Origin of the sequence: Terribacillus saccharophilus (assembly GCF_046592895.1) — a bacterium.
GTDB lineage: Bacteria > Bacillota > Bacilli > Bacillales > Amphibacillaceae > Terribacillus > Terribacillus saccharophilus_D.
The window spans coordinates 300770-319048 of the sequence record NZ_JAWVPU010000004.1 but is presented as its reverse complement, the minus strand read 5'-3'; the positions used below and the strand labels follow the sequence as shown (position 1 = coordinate 319048).

Sequence of the window (18279 nt, the reverse complement as noted above, 5' to 3'; positions counted from 1 at the left end):
CGGGATGATAGGTGATAGTCTTGGAAAAATGGTTGGAATGGGCAAGAAGGATACAGGCAATCTCCCAGGCGGGGCTGCATTTCTCCAAAGACGTGTTCGACCGGGAGAGATACGAAGAACTGCAGCAGCTCAGCTCGGAAATCATCGCAAACTACTCCGAGCAGTCAGCGGAAACAGTGAAAGGAACATTGGTTGCGCAAAAGGGATATCCTACACCAAAGCTGGATGTACGCGGTGTCGTTTTCCAGGATGGAAAGCTGCTTCTGGTGAAAGAAAAGATGGATAATCGCTGGTCGCTGCCGGGCGGATTTTGTGAGGTTGGACTGTCGGCAAGTGAGAATGCCGTGAAGGAAATCAAGGAAGAATCAGGCTATGATGTTGTTCCAAAGAAACTTTTAGCGGTGCTGGATTCGGATAAGCACACCGATAAACCGCAAATGTTCCACTACTACAAAATCTTCCTGCAATGCGACATCGTCGGCGGAGGAGCACAAGAAAGCGTGGAGACGAGTGAAATCGGCTTTTTTGGTGAAACAGAGCTGCCGCCTCTGTCGCTGAGAAGGAATACGGAGGCACAGATACGGTTGCTATTTGAATACCTGCGCAATCCTGAAAAACAAAGTGTATTTGATTAAACTCTTTTCGTTATGTAAGCTGCATTACATGCAAAAAAGCAGAAATCTTAATGGTTTCTGCTTTTTTGCTTTCCATATTCCTTACTTGTTTGGTTCAGTGGTATCCATTCCGAAATACTTCTCGGATAATTCCTTCAGGGTACCGTCTTCTTTTAGCTTCTTTAGTTGTTCATCTACTTTATCTTTTAACTCTTCATCGTCTTTTTGGAAGGGGAATGCTGTCGGTTCTTCTGCGATTGGATCACCTACGAACTTGATTTTCAATCCTCTATTGTTCATCTCTGCGGAAAGGACGGAGCCGGAGTTCACATAGCCTGCTATTCGACCCAACTCCACATCGTTCATTGCACCTTCTCGGTTTTCATATGTTTTAATGTTAAATTGACCGTCTGAGTCAAACTCTTCCAGTTTTTCTGTGTGATTCGATCCAAGTACACCTGCAACATCTTTTCCGGCAAGATCATCGATTGCTTGGATATCATCATTATCTGCAGAAGTGACGATTTGAGTGCCGATATAAGAATATGGTTCGGAAAAAGCGTATTTTTCTTGTCTTTCATCTGTGATTGCCACAGCATTGGCGATTGTATCGATTCTTCCTGATTCCAATTGCCCGATAAGTCCGGAAAAGTCAGTTGTTGTCCACTCTACTTTATACCCCATGTTTTCTGCGATTTTTTCAATTAGTTCTACATCATACCCGACAAGTTTGCCGTCTTCTTGATAGGAGTTCGGATAACTTTGACCGGTAGCACCAACGTATAATGTTTTTTCGTCGCTTGATGATGTGCTGCTGCCAGAGCAAGCGGATAGAACGAATAAAATTCCTAATAACAGAAACGAGATAGTTTTTTTCATGATCATGACCTCACTTTTCTTTTAATAAATCTATCAGTGGTGCTGTGTATTCGGCTTTTTGAATGCAATCAACCAATGTCTGCAAAGGTATACTGCAAGGTACATGCTGAGCTAATTTATCGTGCAATCTTTCCACTGACAATGGATTGGCTGAAGAGCCTTCGGGAGCATCACATCTAGCTGTATAAACTTCTCCGTGTTTAGTCTCAACCTCGACAATAGTGAAGCGTCCTTTTGGAACAGCATGGGGTGCAGGACGAATAGACTTGCTGTAAACACGCTGCATCTTACGCATCAATTCCTTGATTTTCTTGCTTGGTTCCCTTGCATCAAAATGATGTGCTGTTATTTTTCCTTCTGTAAGAATTATGGCGCATACATACTCTGCGCTGAAACGTCCTTCTTCACCTGTTTTCGGGTGAGTGGAGATGAGTGCGGCGTCCCCGCCTGTGGGGAAAACAATGTTAACCGCTGCGATATCATCAAGAGAAATGGAATGATTTTGCCGAAGCTTCTTGGCTGCATCAATAGTATGATAAGCTGCTGAACAGCAAGGGTATATCTTGAACCATAACCCTGGTGAGACAATCGACCACTCAAGCCCCCATCCGACTGCTAAATCCTCAGGAACTTTTTTATTTTCGCTATAGACAGAGTAGAAATTCTCAAGCATCGTGCTGCTGCCGCTTATTGCTCCCGATTCAGCGATTTTAGTGGCTAACAATCCATTTCGTGCAGCAAGTCCCGCGTGTAATGGCTTTACTTCTGTTCCGAATTGTCCGCGGAGTCCGCTTGATTGAGTGGCAGCAATACCAAGAGCTACAGCAAACTTTTCCTGCGGCAGTTGAAGAGCGAAGGAGGTAGCCGCCGCTGCACCGATACTGCCTAATGTTGATGTATTATGCCAACCGCGTTCATAGTGCCAAGCGCCAATTGTTCTCCCGATCCGCGCCATGGTTTCAACACCAATGATATAGCTATTCAAAAAGTGTCGATAAGACATATTCTTACAAGACGCAAGCGCAAGAAGCGCAGGCAGTATAACTGTACTTGGGTGTCCGCGGACTTCGGCGTGTACATCATCGAAATCGAGATAATGGCCGATGAAGCCATTTAAAAAGGCGGCCTGCAAATCAGATGTCAACGTATGCTGGCCTATGACTGGGGCGGTTGGAGTTCCGCCTTCTGCCAATGTAAAATCCACAAGATTTTGTACACTTTTTTCGTCTTTTGCGGCAAAGCAGGATGCTAGAAAATCTAGAACACCTTTTTTTGCTTCTGATACGGCAACTTCTGAAATAAGAGGAGCAGATTTATAGATAGCTGCGACGAATTGAGCAGTATAATTATTCTCCTTCATCGTAACTCCTCCTAAATGGTTGATTGGCTGATACTTCTGATGAATGCTTTTGTACGATCATGCGATGGGGTTTGGAATATCTGTTGGGATGTTCCGGTCTCTATGACGATTCCTTCTTCCATGAAAACAACACGATCAGCCACTTCACGTGCGAATTCCATTTCATGTGTGACAACAATCATCGTTTTCTCCATTTGAGCAATAGATTTTATGATTTGCAGAATTCCTGTTACGAGCTCTGGATCAAGGGCAGAAGTAGGTTCATCAAATAATAGAATGGAAGGGTCCATCGCTAATGCTCTGGCAATGCCGACGCGTTGCTGCTGTCCGCCAGACAGGGTTATCGGGTATTGATGTTTCTTGTCTGCCAAACCAACATCGGCAAGCAGCTTGTCAGCAAGTGTGATTGCTTCTGATTTTGGCATTTTTTTCGAGATGATGAGTCCTTCTGTCACGTTCTCCAGTGCTGTCTTGTTCTTGAATAAATTATAGTGCTGAAAGACCATCGCAGACTTTTTTGTCAAAGCTGCAATATCTTTACGGGAAGCTTTTTTAGTTTCAATGGATATGTTATCAAGCGTGATGGTGCCGCCATTGGGAATTTCCAACCAGTTAATGCAGCGTAATAAAGTCGATTTACCGGATCCAGATGGACCGATGATTGCAACAACTTCCCCTTTTTGAACGTCAAGATCAATGGATTTCAGTACCGGTACGCCATTGAATTCCTTTGTTAATCCATTTATAGAAAGCATGTTTTCCTCCTAACTCTTGTAAGGCTTATTCAGCCTTCCTTCAACCAAGCGCTGGATTAAACTATAAATGATTGTGAGCAGCCAATACATGATTGCTACGGCCAAATAGGTTTCCAGGTACTTGTATGAAGCTGATGCAAGTATCTTTCCTTGTGCAAATAACTCGGTTAAACCCAATGTGAATGCGAGTGAAGTTTCCTTGAGCAGTCCTATGAAAGTATTACCGGTAGCTGGTATTGCGTTACGTGCAGCCTGAGGAAGAATGATACGCCGATATGCTTGAGCGCTTGTCATACCTACCGTTTTACAGGCTTCCAGCTGTCCTTTATCAACGGAATCAAGTGCTGCCCGGAATATCTCTGCCATGTAAGCGGCATTTTTGATACTTAAGCCAATGATAGCAGCAGTCAAAGCTTCCATTGCCCGCAGTTCAGGAAATAGCTGCGGTAATCCGTAATAAATCAGGAATAACTGTACCAGGGTTGGGACGGCCCTGAAGAAAGAAATATAGAATACAGCCACGCGATAAAGTACGGGAATCTTGGCTCGCAGTATTAAAGCAAGGATCAAGCCACCTATAATCGCAGCAACCAAAGATAATACCGCCATGACAACTGTCAATGGGACATATGGAAGGAGTTCGGGAAATATCTCTAGAAAATAAATCGGATCAAAGTTCATCGATATCTCCTCTTCTCAGAAAATCCAATCCTGGAAACTGTTGTTCGTTAAGCACTTTTATCAAGTACTGAGTCACATGCCCTCTGCCGGAATCTTTCGTCCCGAATTTCTGATAACCTTTTCGAACATACATCTCGACTAACCAAGGGTGATGCGAGGCAGTTCCGAGTGTAACGGCAGGACATTTCAACTGATTGCCAAGAAATTCTGATTCCAAGTGATGAAGCAGCATCGAACCATAGCCGCATTTTCCAACGCTTGGGTCTGTTGCAAACCACCAAAGATGGGGGTAGCCATAAGGTCCGGGATTAGCTCCCCAGGGCATTCTGATGGAAGCAGTAGATCGAATGATTCCATCTGTTTCAAGCAGGAAACACAAGTTTTCCTCCAGATTCTTCTGAACTAGCTGTTCTGTTGGGTTTGCAGCAACAAACTGGATTCCGATTTCTCTATTTGGTTCATAAGCGCGATGTGTTAATTCCAGTAATTCTGGAACATCCGTTGCTGTTGCTTGACGTATGATATAAGACATAAAGACTCCTTTCTATACTTGAGGCAACCCTAGACGTTCTCTAAGAGTATTTCCTTCATAATCCTTTTTGTAGATACCACGCTCTTGCAGGATAGGGATAACTTTTTCAATGAAAGTATCAAATTGACCAGCCAGCAGGGGAGGCATGATATTGAATCCGTCACAAGCTTCCTCCAATACCCATTCTTCCAATTTGTCAGCCAGCGCCTCAGCTGTTCCGATAAACACATGATGTCCTCGTGAACCAGCAATTCTTTTATATAGCTGCTCCAGCGTAAGATTCTCTTTCAATGCCATCTTCTTGATAAGTTGAAAGCGACTCTGGACACCATCAATTTCATTGATCTCCAAGTCATTGAATTTACTGTCGAGCGAATAGTGAGATAAATCGATTCCACCTAGATAGTTGGATAATATGCCTAGCCCAATTTCTTTAGGTATAAGATTTTGTAGTTTTTCATATTCGGCCTTCGCTTCCAAGTCTGTTTCTGCAATAACCGGGAAAATACCTGGCATGATCAATACGTGATTTGGATTTCGGCCGAAGCTGGCAGCTTTTTCTTTAATCGTTTTATAAAATGCTCTTGCATCTTCTAGATTGGTTTGTGCTGTAAAGACAACATCAGCAATTTGCGCTGCAAGCGTTGTACCAGCCGGAGAAGAACCTGCTTGAATCAACACCGGTTTTCCTTGAGGGGAACGTTCAATATTCAAAGGACCCTTTACTTTGAAATGCTTTCCGGAGTGATTGATTGGCAGCATCTTTTTTGCATCCACAAACACGCCGTTTTCTTTGTCCCGAATAAGAGTCAGTTCTTCCCACGAATTCCAAAGTGATGTGACTACTTCAACGAATTCTTGTGCACGTTCATATCTCAATTCATGTTCCATATGTTTAGAACCATTGAAATTCTCTGCTGTCTGTGGAATGGATGAGGTAACCACATTCCACGCTGCTCTGCCATTGCTGAGATGGTCCAGTGAACTGAACTGTCTTGCGACATGAAATGGCTCACTATATGTAGTGGAAGCCGTGGCAGCTAAACCAATGTTTGTTGTTTCCCTAGATAATGCTGATAAGAGGGTGAGCGGTTCGTATCTGCTGATGATATTTGGGTGAGACGTAGAAGATACGAATAAACTATCGGCTAGAAAAACCATATCGAATTTGCCTGATTCAGCATTTTTAGCGGTATGAATCAGATGGTCTAAATCCATTGGTCCAGCCGTATTGGCTTCTGGATGACGCCAAGCGGCAACATGATGACCATAACCTGCAAGAAAAAGGCCGAGTTTCATTTGCTTGGATTGTTTGTTCATAATAAAATCCTTTCTAAAGCAGAGTATAATAATCGGAATTGTTGTGTTTTTTCTAACACTACTTACTGACAGTTGTTCTGTCAATATTTATTATTTTGAAAATAGGAAATACATAAAATTTTACTGAAGTTATGGAAGTCCGTTTTGTTTTCTGTCGATTGGGGCTGCTATATCCTTATTGGTACAATGCGATTTGTACTTATAGATACTATTGAAGTCATTTTAGTAAAATAAGAAACTTTATTTATTTGAAATCAAGCAATTTTTTTTAAACAAAAAATAATAAAAAGAGAATACTAGACAGTCAACGAATAGCAAAGGAGAAAAATATGTATGATGATTCTACCTTATGAGAAGCTGCTAGCTCCTCATAAGGTAATCCTCACTTTCTCCTCCGCACCAACAGGATAAAAGCAAGCTACTTCCTGACCGGGTATACCACGTTCTTCCGGAGCAGGTATGTTCGTTTTGCAAAACTCCGTTGCTTTTGGGCAGCGGGTGTGGAACACACACCCGGATGGCGGATTGGCAGGGGAAGGGAGTTCGCCTTTTAGCACAATGCGTTCCCGTGCGCGTTCTTTGTCGGGGTCCGGCAATGGCACAGCAGATAATAGCGCGTTCGTGTAAGGATGCTGTGCATGTGTCTGGAATGTTTCCCGATTGGATTTTTCCATCACTTTGCCAAGGTACATGACGGCAACGCGGTCGGCAATGTGATTGATGACGGAAAGGTCATGGGCAATGAATACATAAGTCAAATCCAGCTTCTTCTGAAGGTCCTGGAAAAGGTTGATCACTTGTGCCTGAACGGACACATCGAGTGCACTGACAGGCTCGTCACAGACAATCAGCTGCGGCTCCAGAGCAATTGCCCGGGCAATACCGATTCGCTGGCGCTGTCCGCCCGAGAATTCATGCGGCAGCCGGTTGTAATGATCATCTGGATTCAAACCGACAAGTTCCATCAGTTCTTTGACACGAGATGCCAGGTTTTTGGTTTTCTTGTATGCCTTCAATGGCGCTGCGATGCTTTCACTTACTTTCATCCGTGGATTCAGACTTGTATAGGGATCCTGAAACACCATCTGCATATTGCGGCGCAGTTCGTATAGCTCTTTGGCAGAGGCATCGGTATAGGTGCTGCCATTATAGAGGATATCCCCGGAAGTAGGCTTCTGCAGTCCGACTATGCTTCTGGCAAGTGTGCTTTTCCCGCAGCCTGATTCACCTACAATCCCTAAAGTTTCTCCTTTGTTCACCGTCAGATCGATGCCATTCAAAGCCTTTACATGACCAGTCGTTTTTTGCAGTACACCATTTTTAACCGGGAAATGAACATGCAAATCTTTTATTTCCAATAAAGAGGTCATGACAACACCACTCCTTTCCTTGCGGCAACAGCTTGTTTTTCTTTATCAAATTGCGTTTTACTAAGCACACAAGCTGCTGAGTGATCAGGCTTTCGTTCAGCAAGCGGGGGATCTGTTTGCAGACAAGCATCCCTTGCAAACGGGCAGCGAGGATGAAAATTGCATCCTTGCGGCGGGTGGATCAAATTTGGCGGATGCCCCTCGATATGCAGCAGTCTTTCTGCTCCGGCAGCATCCAACCTCGGTATCGAGCGCAATAGCGACCATGTATACGGCATCGCTGTATCATAGAAAATATCCGAAGTGGTGCCGGATTCGACGATTTTACCTGCATACATGACAAGAATCTTGTCTGCCAGATTAGCAACGATGCCGAGGTCATGGGTAATCATGATGATAGCTGTTCCATATTTTTTCTGGATGCTTTTCAATAGATCGATGATTTGTGCTTGGATCGTCACATCCAACGCGGTTGTCGGTTCATCAGCAATAAGCAGTTTCGGTTTGGCAGCAAGTGCAATGGCAATCAAGACACGCTGACGCATACCGCCGGAAAACTGATGCGGATAGTTTTGCATCCGGCGCTCGGGATCAGGGATACCAACATCGGTCAGCAGCTCGATTGCTTTTTGATGAGCTTCTTTTTTCGAAAGCTTTTCATGTGTCCGGATGGCTTCCATCAGCTGCCGGCCGATTTTGAATACTGGATTCAGGCTCGACATCGGATCTTGGAAAATCATTGCGATTTCATTTCCGCGCAGTTTGCGCAGGCGTTTTTTATCCATCGTCAGGATGTTATCTCCTTCGAAAAGGATTTCGCCTTTGGGATAGGTTGCAGGCGGTTCGGGGTTCAATTTTGTCAGTGAGTGAGCAAGGACACTCTTCCCGCTGCCGGATTCCCCAACGATGCCGATTGTCTGACCAGCTTCCAGTCGGAAAGATACACCATCAACTGCTTTGACGAGGCCAGCTGGTGTATCCAGGTGAACGTGCAGATCGTTTACTTCTAGCATGATTATTCCTCCTCTAGGCAGCTGGCGCTGTTTGCTTTGGTTTGCGTTTCCGCTTTTTCTTCACGCTATGCGGGTCAAAACTATCCCGAAGACCGTCACCAAGTATGTTCAGCGATAAGACAGTGATGACGATTGCGATTCCAGGGAAAATCGAGAACCATGGGGCTATCGTGATATAAATCTGCGATTCCTGCAGCATATTTCCCCATGTCACCGTGGAAGGATTGACGCCGACTCCGAGGAAGCTGAGTGCAGCTTCTGCGAGTATTGCTTTAGCAAATATGAATGTACTTTGCACGATGATCGGTGAAAGTACATTCGGCAGGATATAACGGAACAAAATGACCAGATTACTCGTTCCGGTTGTGCGTGCTGCTTCAATGTATTGCGCATTATTGATCTGTAACACAGCAGAACGGACAACACGTGCCATGACAGGGAAGAAAGCAATCGTCAAGGCAATGACGATATTCGTGATGCTGCCGCCGAGTGCTGCAACGAGTGCCAATGCCAGCAAGAGCGCAGGAAAGGCAAGGAAGCCGTCCACAATCCGCATCAAGATAAAGTCGGTTTTACGGAAATAGCCGGAGACAAGGCCGATTAGGGTGCCGATGACCGTTGCCACGATAGCCACGATGACGCCAACAGCGAGCGAAACCCGTGCAGCAATGATAACGCGGGCGAATATATCCCGCCCGAAATCATCCGTCCCGAACCAATGAGCAGCAGAGGGAGGGAGCAGACGCTGATTGGCATCCATCGCAGCCGGGGAGACGGGCAGCCATAAATTCGCCGTGATGGTCGCCAGCGCAACCAATGCAAAGATAGTAAGAGCAATAATATTCCTTTTCTTGGACATCATCGTTTATGTACCTCCTTCGGCTCAGTCATAGCGGATCCTCGGATCAAGGAAAGCATATAGCAGATCGACGATTAAATTGACCAAGACATAAATGGCTGCAATGAATAGCACGACACCTTGGATCACTGGATAATCCCGGCGGTGAATCGAGTCGATCAGCAGTTGCCCGATGCCTGGGATGGTGAAGAGTGTTTCGATGATGACGGTTCCGCCAAGCAGTCCTGCCACAGTAGCACCGAGCACGGTCGTTGTCGGAATGAGCGCATTGGCGAAAACATGCTTCATCAGTACATCGCGTTCCCGAACGCCTTTTGCCCGTGCTGTTTTCGTATAATCTTGGTTAACGGAATCAAGCATACTGTCCCGGAGCATCCTGGCGATGATGCCGATCTCCACAAGCGCCAGTACAAATGCCGGCAGCAGCAAATGATACAGCCATGGACCGATTCCTTCGGCAAGCGGCATATAACCGGCAACCGGGAAAATCGGGAAGGTTACACCAAAAGCCAGCACAAGCAAAATGGCCAGCCAAAATTCCGGAATCGATACACCGAGTAGGGAAGCATTGGTGAACAAAGGGTCCAGAATCGTCTTGCGCAGGGAAACAATCAAGATCGCGATCGGAATGGAAATGACCAAAATGAATAGCAATGATAAAACCATCAAACTGACAGTCGGACCGAAATTGGCAAAAATCAATTCTGTCACGGGCTGGGAGGAGTAGACACTTGTGCCCAAGTCACCAGTGACCACTTGTTTGAGCCAATCGAAGAATTGGATATATAAAGGCTCATTCAGACCAAGCTGCTCTTCCAGCTGGGAAATGGCCTCCGGGGAAGCATCTTCGCCGAGGATGATGAAAGCAGGGTTACCCGGCGTCAGATGAACGAGCAAGAAAACGATGATACTGACGACGATCATGACCGGTATGACAGATAACAGCCTGCGAATCGTATAGTTAAGCAAAATGAATCACTCCTTCATTCAGAAATGGAAGAAAACCGCCGGCGGTAACGCAGGCGATTTTCCCGGGGCATTACTGTGATTTCCATGTATTCCAAAAGCGCGGACCATACCAATCATCGTAATCTTGCAGCTTCGACGTGCGTGCATCCAATGTGGAAAGATTGCTCACTTTTTCAAATGGAAGCTCGTCATATATCGTCTTGTTCAGCTCAGCCAAAATTTCTTGCTGGGCGGCTTCATCTTCCGCTTCACCCCATTGTGCGATAAGCTCCTGCCAGCGTTCGCTGTTGTACCAGCCGCTACTGTTGGAAGCCTGGCTCACGACACCAGCTTGGTTAGGCGAGAAGAACGGGGACCAGCCGACTACGACCATATCCCAGTTAGCGCCATCGCTCCATTTTTCCAAATAAGTAGCCCATTCATAAGACTCCAGCTCAACATCGAAGCCGACTGCTTCAAGCTGCTGCTCAGCGATCTCAGCAATCTTCTTGTACTCGGCATGATCATTGGAGAAGATGATCTTTACTGGCTGTCCGTCATAGGAACTGTCTTCCAAGAGCTTTTTCGCTTCTTCTTGATCAAAAGCGGAGAAGTTGTCGATATTCTTATCCGAGTAAAGAGCTGTTTGATCTGGTGTGAACAAAGCACCATCCAGATTGTAAAATTCACTATTGCCGTACGTTGCTTTGGCGATTGCTTCTTTATCCAGTGCCGCATGAAATGCCTCGCGGACCTTGATATCATCAAATGGTGCTTCTGATTTATCCGGTGTGATGACGGAATAGCCATTACTGGAAATAGCAGGTTCAACATTTGGTGTTGATTCGACGACATCATACAAATCAAGCGGAATGGATTGTACATAATCATACAGATCAGTCTTCAGTCCATTGAGCATCACTTGCGGATCTTTTACGATCTTGAAATGAACTGTATCCAAGTAAGCAGTCTTTTTACCTGTCAAACCGCCCCAATCTTCTTCACGAGATTGGTAATCCTCGAATTTTGACAGGACGATTTCGTTTCCGCGCTTCCAGGAATCGAATTTGAATGGACCGGTACCGATCAGCTGTTCATTTGTCAGCGGCTGTTCGCCTGCAGCTTCTGCAATGTCAGCCGGGAGGACGACAGCGGATGCTTTTGGTGCAGCCATATCGGTAAGTAAAGCAGTGTAAGGGTCGTTCAATGTGATGACCAATGTCAGATCATCTGTTGCTTCCACGGAATCCACATGGGTAGCAGTGATTTTACCTACGGAAGAAACCTTTAACCAGCGCTCGAGTGATGCTTTGGCATCCTCGGCCGTGACGTCCTGTCCGTTATGGAATTTCAATCCGTCACGAAGCGTGATCGTGTATGTTTTCTTATCGTCGCTGACAGAATAGTCTTCAGCAAGCAAAGGGCGTGCCTGATAATCCTTATCCAAAGCGAATAACCCTTCATAAATATGCCAGCCGACTCTTCTGGTGGCACTTTCGCCGGAATACATCCAGTCAAGCGTGTCTGGGTCTGCTGTCATCGCAACGTTCAAGTCGCCGCCTTGGACAGGTTCGCCGCCGCTTGCGCCGGAACTGCTGCTGGAATTGCCCGAGCAGCCGATCAAAGCTACTGCCGTTGCCAAACCAAATAATATAAGTGCGAATTTCTTTTTCAAGATATTTCCCCCTTAGCTTCCCAAAATTGAAAATACGATTTTCGTGAATGCCTTCTCTGTGATGAGCAATGCACGCTCATCAATATCAAACTTCGGATGGTGATGCGGATAGTGGGTGCTAGTATCTTCATTGCGGGACCCGACTTTGAAAAAGCTGCCCGGTTTCTCTTGCAGGTAATAAGCAAAATCCTCTGCACCCATACCAGTTTCAAGGGGTATCACTTGCTTTTCACCAAATTGTTCAGAAAACAGCTGCTGTAATAGAGCAGTTTCCTTTGGGTGATTGTAAAGAGCAGGATATCCATGCAGATAGTCGATGGAATAAGAAGCACCGAACCCACTTGTGATACCAGCAACGATTGCCTCGATTTGACTCCTGACCTGCTTGCGGATGTCTGCATTGAATGTGCGGACTGTACCTTCAAGTTTGGCAGTGTCCGGAATGACATTGAATGCATTTCCTGATTGGAAAACGCCGAGTGTCACAACGGCAGATTCCAGAGGGCTCACACGTCGGCTGACGATTTTCTGCAGAGCACTGACGATATCACTGCCGATGACAATGGGATCGACTGTCTCCTGGGGAGCTGCCCCATGGCCGCCTTTACCTTGGATGGTGATCGCAAACTTATCGACAGCAGCCATTTTGAACCCTTCACCGACGCCGATTTTACCTACAGGGGCAGCCGAATTGAGGTGAGCGCCATAGACATAATCCACGCCGTCCAGCGCACCGTCTTCAATCATGGCTTTGGCTCCGCCTGGAGGGACTTCTTCGGCTGGTTGAAACAAGAAGACCACTTTACCATTTATGCTGTCTTTATATTTGAGCAATGCTTTGGCAGTACCAAGCAAAGCAGCAGTATGGCCGTCATGACCGCATGCATGCATCACTCCTGGTGTATTGGAACGATAAGTTGTTTCCTTTTCATCCTGTATCGGTAAAGCGTCGAAATCAGCACGCAAGGCAATTGTCGGTCCGGCGGTATTTCCAGTTAGTGCAGCGACAATGCCATAACCGCCAACATTTGTCTGGATATCTTCATAACCGAAGCTGCGTAATTTATCTGTGATATAACGGGCGGTTTCCGTTTCCTGAAAGCTCAATTCGGGGTGCTGATGCATATATCGTCGCCACTCGACTACTTCTTGGAAATCATGTTCCAACTCCTTATGTACCTCTGCGAGTGTTTGCTTGATTGTTTCCATGTTTACCCTCCTGTTAAGAATCTTGATAACTCCAATCAATATAATCGGGATTGTCCGCAAAAAAAAGCTCCGCTTCCAGACAGAAGAGGGGCTTTTTACGTTTCCGCTCTTCTCATCTTTAGTGCTTGGACACTTGGAATTAGCACAGTACCGCTGCTTGCAGCCTGCTGCTTTGGTTTCATAGGGCCATTCCCTCCACCAATCTCGATAAGAAAAATCAATTGTAATATAAAGAATAGACTGAAAAATAATAGGTGTCAACATTATTTTTTTACTGTAATTGGTATTGGTTTTGTCATCTATGCAAATATTTTAATTTGATAGAAAATTTTAATAAAACATATTGACTACATTTTTCAATATGGTAACATGTCTATAATATAAAAAATTAAATAGCACTTTTCTTATCAAGAGAGGCGGAGGGAATTGGCCCGGTGATGTCTCAGCAACCAGTCTGTGAAATGACACGGTGCTAATTCCAAAAGGTATCTGCCTTAAAGATAAGAAGCTGATTCGGTCATGATCGAACCTTCTTCCTTTTTGGGAGAAGGTTCTTTTTTGTTATACAGAAGGGTGAGAGGCAGTATGGATAAAAGTTTGGAAACAACATTCGTTCAATTAGGAAACCGAAGCGATGACACGACAGGGGCAGTGAATCCGCCGGTATATCTATCAACGGCTTATGCGCATGGAGGTATCGGGGAGTCAACCGGATATGATTATTCTAGGACAAAGAACCCGACTAGGTCTGTGCTGGAAGAAGGATTTGCTGAGCTTGAAAAAGGTGATCAAGCATTTGCCTGCAGCTCGGGAATGGCAGCAATCCAGCTGGTATTGTCACTCTTCCGGTCAGGAGATAGCCTGCTTGTACCTGAAGATATTTATGGCGGTACATATCGATTGTTTGACTTCTACAAGGACACATACGGGGTGACACCGATATATGCACCGTTTCGGACGGTGGAGGAAACAGCAGCTTTGATCACAGGGAATACAAAGGCAATCTTCCTGGAAACACCGACAAATCCGCTGATGCAGGAAATCGATATCGCAGATTATGCAAAGCTTGCAAAAGCACACAACTTGCTGCTGATCGTGGACAATACATTCCTGACGCCATATTATCAGCAGCCAATCGAGTTGGGAGCCGATATCGTCGTTCATAGTGCAACGAAATATATAGGTGGTCACAACGATGTACTGGCTGGATTGGTTGTGAGCAAAGGAGCCGAGTTATCCGAACGATTATCTGTTTTGCATAATGGTGCCGGTGCTGTTTTATCGCCGCTTGATTCCTGGCTGCTGATCCGTGGTTTGAAGACACTGCCGCTCCGAATGCGGCAGCATCAAGCAAATGCCCAGCTCATCGCCGGCTTTTTGGCAGAGCACCCAAAAGTAGCGGATGTATTGTATGCAGGCAAAGGCGGTATGCTTTCCTTTCGGATCAAAGACAGCGAATGGGTCGATCATTTCCTTCGCAGCCTGAACATCATCACCTTTGCCGAAAGTCTTGGGGGAGTGGAAAGTTTCATGACGTATCCAACGACACAGACACATGCGGATATTCCGGTAGGAGAGAGGGAAGCACGAGGAATTTGCGACCGTCTGCTCCGTTTCTCGGTCGGGATTGAAGAAGCGGAAGATCTAATCGCTGATTTACAGCAAGCATTCGCCAAACTGGACTAGGAGGTCATCAAATGGGAGAGCAACGAGCAGAAACGACGTGTATCCGCGGATCACATAAAGAACAGCAAACCGGTGCAGTGAACGTGCCGATCTATCTGTCATCCACGTATCACCAGGAAAGCTTCGATGATTTTGGTCCATTCGATTACAGTCGTTCTGGAAATCCGACACGAGAAGCACTGGAAAAGAAGGCAGCCGAGTTGGAAGGAGGAACGCATGCTTTGGCATTCTCCTCGGGTATGGCAGCCATCTCCTCGGCGTTCATGCTGCTGTCGGCTGGTGACCACGTCATTGTGCCGGAAGACGTTTACGGGGGAACGTATCGTTTCGTGACCGAAATTCTTCCTAAATTTCAAATCAGTCATAGTTTTGCTGACTTCACGGATCATCGTGCTGTGGAAGCGGCGATACAGCCGAATACAAAGGTCATTTACATGGAAACACCGTCCAATCCTTGCTTGAAAGTGACGGATATCAGGATGATTGTCCAAATAGCGAAACAACATGATTGTTTGACATTCTTGGATAATACTTTCTTGACGCCGCTCTATCAGCAGCCGCTGGCACTCGGTGTCGATGTGGCCATCCACAGCGCGACCAAGTTCCTGTCGGGGCATAGTGATATCATCGCGGGCTTGTTGGTCACGAAAAACAGTAATCTGGGAGAGCGGCTCGGTTTCATCCAAAATACATTCGGCGCCATACTCGGAGCCCAGGACAGCTATTTGCTGCTCCAAGGCATCAAGACCTTAGGCACAAGGTTGCGTCAATCGACGGAGTCAGCAGAAAGGATTGCTTCTTACCTGCAAGGGCATCCGCTGGTGGAAGAGGTATTTTACCCTGGATTGCCTTCCCACAACGGTCATGAAATACATACCGGTCAAGCACGTGGGAACGGCGCTGTATTATCGTTTGTCCTGCCGAGCCGGGAACATGCGAAGATATTCGTCGAACAGCTTCAAATACCGATCTTTGCTGTCAGCTTAGGGGCGGTGGAATCCATCCTTTCGTATCCAGCAGCAATGTCACATGCAGCCTTGCCGGAGGCAGAGAGGCTTAAACGCGGCATAAGTGATGGCCTCCTGCGGTTATCCGTTGGCTTGGAGCATGCGGAAGATCTCCTGGCAGATCTGCAGCAAGCCTTACAAGCAGCAACAATCGAAACAGCAGAAACAGCAAAAAATTAAATGGGAGAGATGAACATGACAACGAAAACAAAAACGGCACCATTCAGAGCGGATCACGTAGGGAGCTTGCTTCGCCCGGATGTATTGCACCAGGCAAGACAGCAGTTCAAAGAAGGCCAAATCAGCAAACAGGAACTCCGTGATATTGAAACATCCGAAATCAAAAGGATCGTCGATAAACAAATCGAAGTAGGTTTGGAGCTTGTGACGGACGGGGAATTCCGCAGAAGATTTTGGCATACTGATTTCCTGGAGCATCTAAACGGCATCACAGGTTATGTTCCGGATACTGGCTATATTTTCAAAGGCGAAGAAACAGAACGCTATAACATAAAAAATACCGGCAAAGTTTCCTTCAATCCGGATCATCCATTCCTTGAGGATTATAAAGTATTTCACGAGATTGTCGCTGGCAGAGCCGTTGCCAAACAAACGATCCCAAGTCCGAATCAACTCTTCCATGCGGATATCAGGGACCATTCGGTTTACCCGGATATCGAAGATTTTGCTGCTGATGTGATCCAGGCATATAAAGATACCATCCAAGCCTTTTACGATGCAGGAGTGCGTTATTTGCAGCTGGATGATGTGTATATTGCTACACTATCTTCCCCCGAAGCGAAATTCGATGGCGAACATTCCCGTGAATTCTTGATCGATCTGGCGCGTCGTGTCATCAATGCTGTATTGGAAGATAAGCCGGAAGATCTGACTGTGACAACGCATCTCTGTCGGGGGAACTACCGCTCCACTTATATGTTCGGGGGCAGTTATGACCTCATCGCCAAGGAACTATTGGCGAAGGAGAAAGTAGATGGCTTCTTCCTTGAATACGATGATGAGCGATCGGGCTCATTCGAACCGCTTCGTTATATTCCAAAAGACGGACCGAGAGTCGTGCTTGGTGTCGTGACTTCGAAATTCGGCGAATTGGAAGATAAGGATGCTGTGATCAGCCGTATCGAAGAAGCAGCAAAGTATGTTCCGCTTGATCAAATCTGTTTGAGCCCGCAATGCGGTTTTGCCTCTACACATCATGGAAACAAGCTGACGGAAGAAGAGCAATGGGAGAAACTGCGCTTCATCGTTGATGTGGCGAAGACAGTTTGGCCTGAGGAATAAGAAGGAAATTAACTGGAGGTCATGCAGAGGAGCATGGCCTCTTTTTTACATAATTTTAAATGCAGCAAGACAACAGAGCTACCCTGCGTTTAAAATAATAATTGATAATTTTATAAGAAAGGGCCTGCGCAAATGAAACAGAACCAAACTGCTATTTTATTGATCATATCCATCATCGCCATATCTTTCGCAGCCATCTTTGTGAAATGGTCGGATGCGCCGGCTACGATCCTCAGTATGAACCGTATGTATCTGGCTTGCCTTTTTCTGCTGCCGATTATCTGGATCAATCGCAAGGAATTCAAAAAGATAGGTAGAAAAGAGGCTTTATCTTTTATATTATCAGGAGCTTGTCTGGCAGCTCATTTTGCCTTATGGTTCAGTTCTTTGAAGCTGACTACAGTAGCAAGTTCCACTATCATCCTTGCTCTGCAGCCAATTGTCGCAATGGTGGGCGGCTTCCTGATTTATAAGGAAAGAGCATCCAGAGCTGTCATAGTTACAATTGGCATTTCCATTATCGGTGTGATCATGGTTGGCTGGGGGGATTTTGGGCTTGATGATCCTTCTGTACTGATCGGGGATTTATTATCCTTTCTCTGTGTCATCGCCGTAGTCGGTTATCTGCTGATCGGCCAGAATAATGTGAAGAAAGTGTCGCATTGGGTGTACAGCTTTTGTGTCTTCCTGTCAGCAGGTTTATGGCTGAACATCTACAACTTGGCAGCAGGCATTCCAATTGGCGGATATGATTTTGATGAATGGAAAATCTTCTTCCTTTTGGCCATTTTTCCGACTTTGGCACATGTCATATTCAATATGCTGTTGAATTATGTAAATACAACTACGATTTCAATGAGTGTCTTGGGTGAACCTGTTGGCGCAACACTTCTTGCGGTATGGCTGTTAGGGGAGAAGTTAAGTCCGTTGCAAATGGTTGGCGGAGCTATTGCATTGCTTGGAGTTCTTTTATTTTTGATACGGCAGAATAGTGAGTACCGGGTGGAAGATAAACCGGATAAACGTGAAGCATAGTCTGCTCCGTGGTAAATGAAAGTTCACTGCTATA

The 18279-nt window shown here is 45.8% G+C and carries 17 protein-coding genes and 2 riboswitches; of the genes, 5 read left to right on the top strand and 12 right to left on the bottom strand.

All coding sequences use genetic code 11. The features are described 5' to 3' along the window. Nucleotides 1–20 precede the first annotated feature (20 nt). Nucleotides 21–635 carry an NUDIX hydrolase gene (locus SFC66_RS14365; RefSeq protein WP_411219427.1) on the top strand — a complete coding sequence of 205 codons (615 nt, stop codon included), beginning with the start codon at nucleotides 21–23 and terminating at the stop codon, nucleotides 633–635. Nucleotides 636–716: 81 nt separating this feature from the next. On the opposite strand, the gene SFC66_RS14360 is transcribed toward SFC66_RS14365, so the two are convergent. The 12 genes from SFC66_RS14360 to SFC66_RS14305 form a co-directional block, all read right to left on the bottom strand. Next, nucleotides 717–1499 (bottom strand): amino acid ABC transporter substrate-binding protein, encoded by a 783-nt coding sequence (locus SFC66_RS14360; protein WP_411219426.1) that lies wholly within the window; start codon nucleotides 1497–1499, stop codon nucleotides 717–719. A gap of 4 nt (nucleotides 1500–1503) precedes the next feature. Next, nucleotides 1504–2853 carry an MmgE/PrpD family protein gene (locus tag SFC66_RS14355; protein WP_411219425.1) on the bottom strand — a complete coding sequence of 450 codons (1350 nt, stop codon included), beginning with the start codon at nucleotides 2851–2853 and terminating at the stop codon, nucleotides 1504–1506. 11 nt (nucleotides 2854–2864) lie between these two features. Next, the gene (locus tag SFC66_RS14350; protein ID WP_411219424.1) at nucleotides 2865–3608 is read right to left on the bottom strand and encodes an amino acid ABC transporter ATP-binding protein; all 744 of its coding nucleotides are present in this window, start codon (nucleotides 3606–3608) and stop codon (nucleotides 2865–2867) included. A 9-nt stretch (nucleotides 3609–3617) separates the two neighbouring features. Next, nucleotides 3618–4289 carry an amino acid ABC transporter permease gene (locus tag SFC66_RS14345; protein ID WP_411219423.1) on the bottom strand — a complete coding sequence of 224 codons (672 nt, stop codon included), beginning with the start codon at nucleotides 4287–4289 and terminating at the stop codon, nucleotides 3618–3620. Next, nucleotides 4279–4821 carry a GNAT family N-acetyltransferase gene (locus SFC66_RS14340; protein ID WP_411219422.1) on the bottom strand — a complete coding sequence of 181 codons (543 nt, stop codon included), beginning with the start codon at nucleotides 4819–4821 and terminating at the stop codon, nucleotides 4279–4281. The genes SFC66_RS14345 and SFC66_RS14340 overlap by 11 nt, the downstream gene beginning before the upstream one ends. Before the next feature lie 12 nt (nucleotides 4822–4833). After that, nucleotides 4834–6141, bottom strand: a complete 1308-nt coding sequence (locus SFC66_RS14335; protein ID WP_411219421.1) for an LLM class flavin-dependent oxidoreductase — start codon at nucleotides 6139–6141, stop codon at nucleotides 4834–4836. Nucleotides 6142–6509: 368 nt separating this feature from the next. Beyond that, nucleotides 6510–7511 carry an ABC transporter ATP-binding protein gene (locus SFC66_RS14330; RefSeq protein ID WP_411219420.1) on the bottom strand — a complete coding sequence of 334 codons (1002 nt, stop codon included), beginning with the start codon at nucleotides 7509–7511 and terminating at the stop codon, nucleotides 6510–6512. Further along, nucleotides 7508–8524 carry an ABC transporter ATP-binding protein gene (locus tag SFC66_RS14325; protein ID WP_411219419.1) on the bottom strand — a complete coding sequence of 339 codons (1017 nt, stop codon included), beginning with the start codon at nucleotides 8522–8524 and terminating at the stop codon, nucleotides 7508–7510. Before SFC66_RS14325 ends, SFC66_RS14330 begins: the two co-directional genes overlap by 4 nt. Before the next feature lie 13 nt (nucleotides 8525–8537). Beyond that, nucleotides 8538–9386 (bottom strand): ABC transporter permease, encoded by an 849-nt coding sequence (locus SFC66_RS14320; protein WP_411219418.1) that lies wholly within the window; start codon nucleotides 9384–9386, stop codon nucleotides 8538–8540. A gap of 21 nt (nucleotides 9387–9407) precedes the next feature. After that, nucleotides 9408–10352 carry an ABC transporter permease gene (locus SFC66_RS14315; protein WP_411219417.1) on the bottom strand — a complete coding sequence of 315 codons (945 nt, stop codon included), beginning with the start codon at nucleotides 10350–10352 and terminating at the stop codon, nucleotides 9408–9410. A 70-nt stretch (nucleotides 10353–10422) separates the two neighbouring features. Beyond that, a complete protein-coding gene (locus SFC66_RS14310; RefSeq protein ID WP_411219416.1) occupies nucleotides 10423–12006 on the bottom strand; it encodes an ABC transporter substrate-binding protein in 1584 nt (527 codons plus the stop codon). Nucleotides 12007–12018: 12 nt separating this feature from the next. Beyond that, the gene (locus SFC66_RS14305) at nucleotides 12019–13215 is read right to left on the bottom strand and encodes a M20 family metallopeptidase (RefSeq protein ID WP_411219415.1); all 1197 of its coding nucleotides are present in this window, start codon (nucleotides 13213–13215) and stop codon (nucleotides 12019–12021) included. Nucleotides 13216–13324: 109 nt separating this feature from the next. Further along, a riboswitch (SAM riboswitch) is annotated at nucleotides 13325–13429 on the bottom strand. 187 nt (nucleotides 13430–13616) lie between these two features. Continuing rightward, a riboswitch (SAM riboswitch) is annotated at nucleotides 13617–13722 on the top strand. Nucleotides 13723–13800: 78 nt separating this feature from the next. On the opposite strand from SFC66_RS14305, the gene SFC66_RS14300 reads away from it, so the two are divergent. From SFC66_RS14300 to SFC66_RS14285, 4 genes are all read left to right on the top strand, one after another. Further along, nucleotides 13801–14901 carry a methionine biosynthesis PLP-dependent protein gene (locus SFC66_RS14300; protein ID WP_411219414.1) on the top strand — a complete coding sequence of 367 codons (1101 nt, stop codon included), beginning with the start codon at nucleotides 13801–13803 and terminating at the stop codon, nucleotides 14899–14901. A gap of 11 nt (nucleotides 14902–14912) precedes the next feature. After that, nucleotides 14913–16088 (top strand): aminotransferase class I/II-fold pyridoxal phosphate-dependent enzyme, encoded by a 1176-nt coding sequence (locus SFC66_RS14295; protein ID WP_411219413.1) that lies wholly within the window; start codon nucleotides 14913–14915, stop codon nucleotides 16086–16088. Nucleotides 16089–16103: 15 nt separating this feature from the next. Next, complete coding sequence (locus tag SFC66_RS14290; RefSeq protein WP_411219412.1) at nucleotides 16104–17210, top strand: 5-methyltetrahydropteroyltriglutamate--homocysteine S-methyltransferase; 1107 nt, start codon at nucleotides 16104–16106, stop codon at nucleotides 17208–17210. A 132-nt stretch (nucleotides 17211–17342) separates the two neighbouring features. After that, a complete protein-coding gene (locus tag SFC66_RS14285) occupies nucleotides 17343–18245 on the top strand; it encodes a DMT family transporter (RefSeq protein WP_411219411.1) in 903 nt (300 codons plus the stop codon). The last annotated feature ends 34 nt before the right edge of the window (nucleotides 18246–18279 follow it).

Excerpts from the sequence above, each read along its gene's own strand:
- SFC66_RS14360 (WP_411219426.1), bottom strand. The coding sequence starts at position 1,499 with ATGATCATGAAAAAAACTATCTCGTTTCTGTTATTAGGAATTTTATTC.
- SFC66_RS14355 (WP_411219425.1), bottom strand. The coding sequence starts at position 2,853 with ATGAAGGAGAATAATTATACTGCTCAATTCGTCGCAGCTATCTATAAA.
- SFC66_RS14350 (WP_411219424.1), bottom strand. The coding sequence starts at position 3,608 with ATGCTTTCTATAAATGGATTAACAAAGGAATTCAATGGCGTACCGGTA.
- SFC66_RS14345 (WP_411219423.1), bottom strand. The coding sequence starts at position 4,289 with ATGAACTTTGATCCGATTTATTTTCTAGAGATATTTCCCGAACTCCTT.
- SFC66_RS14340 (WP_411219422.1), bottom strand. The coding sequence starts at position 4,821 with ATGTCTTATATCATACGTCAAGCAACAGCAACGGATGTTCCAGAATTA.
- SFC66_RS14335 (WP_411219421.1), bottom strand. The coding sequence starts at position 6,141 with ATGAACAAACAATCCAAGCAAATGAAACTCGGCCTTTTTCTTGCAGGT.
- SFC66_RS14330 (WP_411219420.1), bottom strand. The coding sequence starts at position 7,511 with ATGACCTCTTTATTGGAAATAAAAGATTTGCATGTTCATTTCCCGGTT.
- SFC66_RS14325 (WP_411219419.1), bottom strand. The coding sequence starts at position 8,524 with ATGCTAGAAGTAAACGATCTGCACGTTCACCTGGATACACCAGCTGGC.
- SFC66_RS14320 (WP_411219418.1), bottom strand. The coding sequence starts at position 9,386 with ATGATGTCCAAGAAAAGGAATATTATTGCTCTTACTATCTTTGCATTG.
- SFC66_RS14305 (WP_411219415.1), bottom strand. The coding sequence starts at position 13,215 with ATGGAAACAATCAAGCAAACACTCGCAGAGGTACATAAGGAGTTGGAA.
- SFC66_RS14300 (WP_411219414.1), top strand. The coding sequence starts at position 13,801 with ATGGATAAAAGTTTGGAAACAACATTCGTTCAATTAGGAAACCGAAGC.
- SFC66_RS14295 (WP_411219413.1), top strand. The coding sequence starts at position 14,913 with ATGGGAGAGCAACGAGCAGAAACGACGTGTATCCGCGGATCACATAAA.
- SFC66_RS14290 (WP_411219412.1), top strand. The coding sequence starts at position 16,104 with ATGACAACGAAAACAAAAACGGCACCATTCAGAGCGGATCACGTAGGG.
- SFC66_RS14285 (WP_411219411.1), top strand. The coding sequence starts at position 17,343 with ATGAAACAGAACCAAACTGCTATTTTATTGATCATATCCATCATCGCC.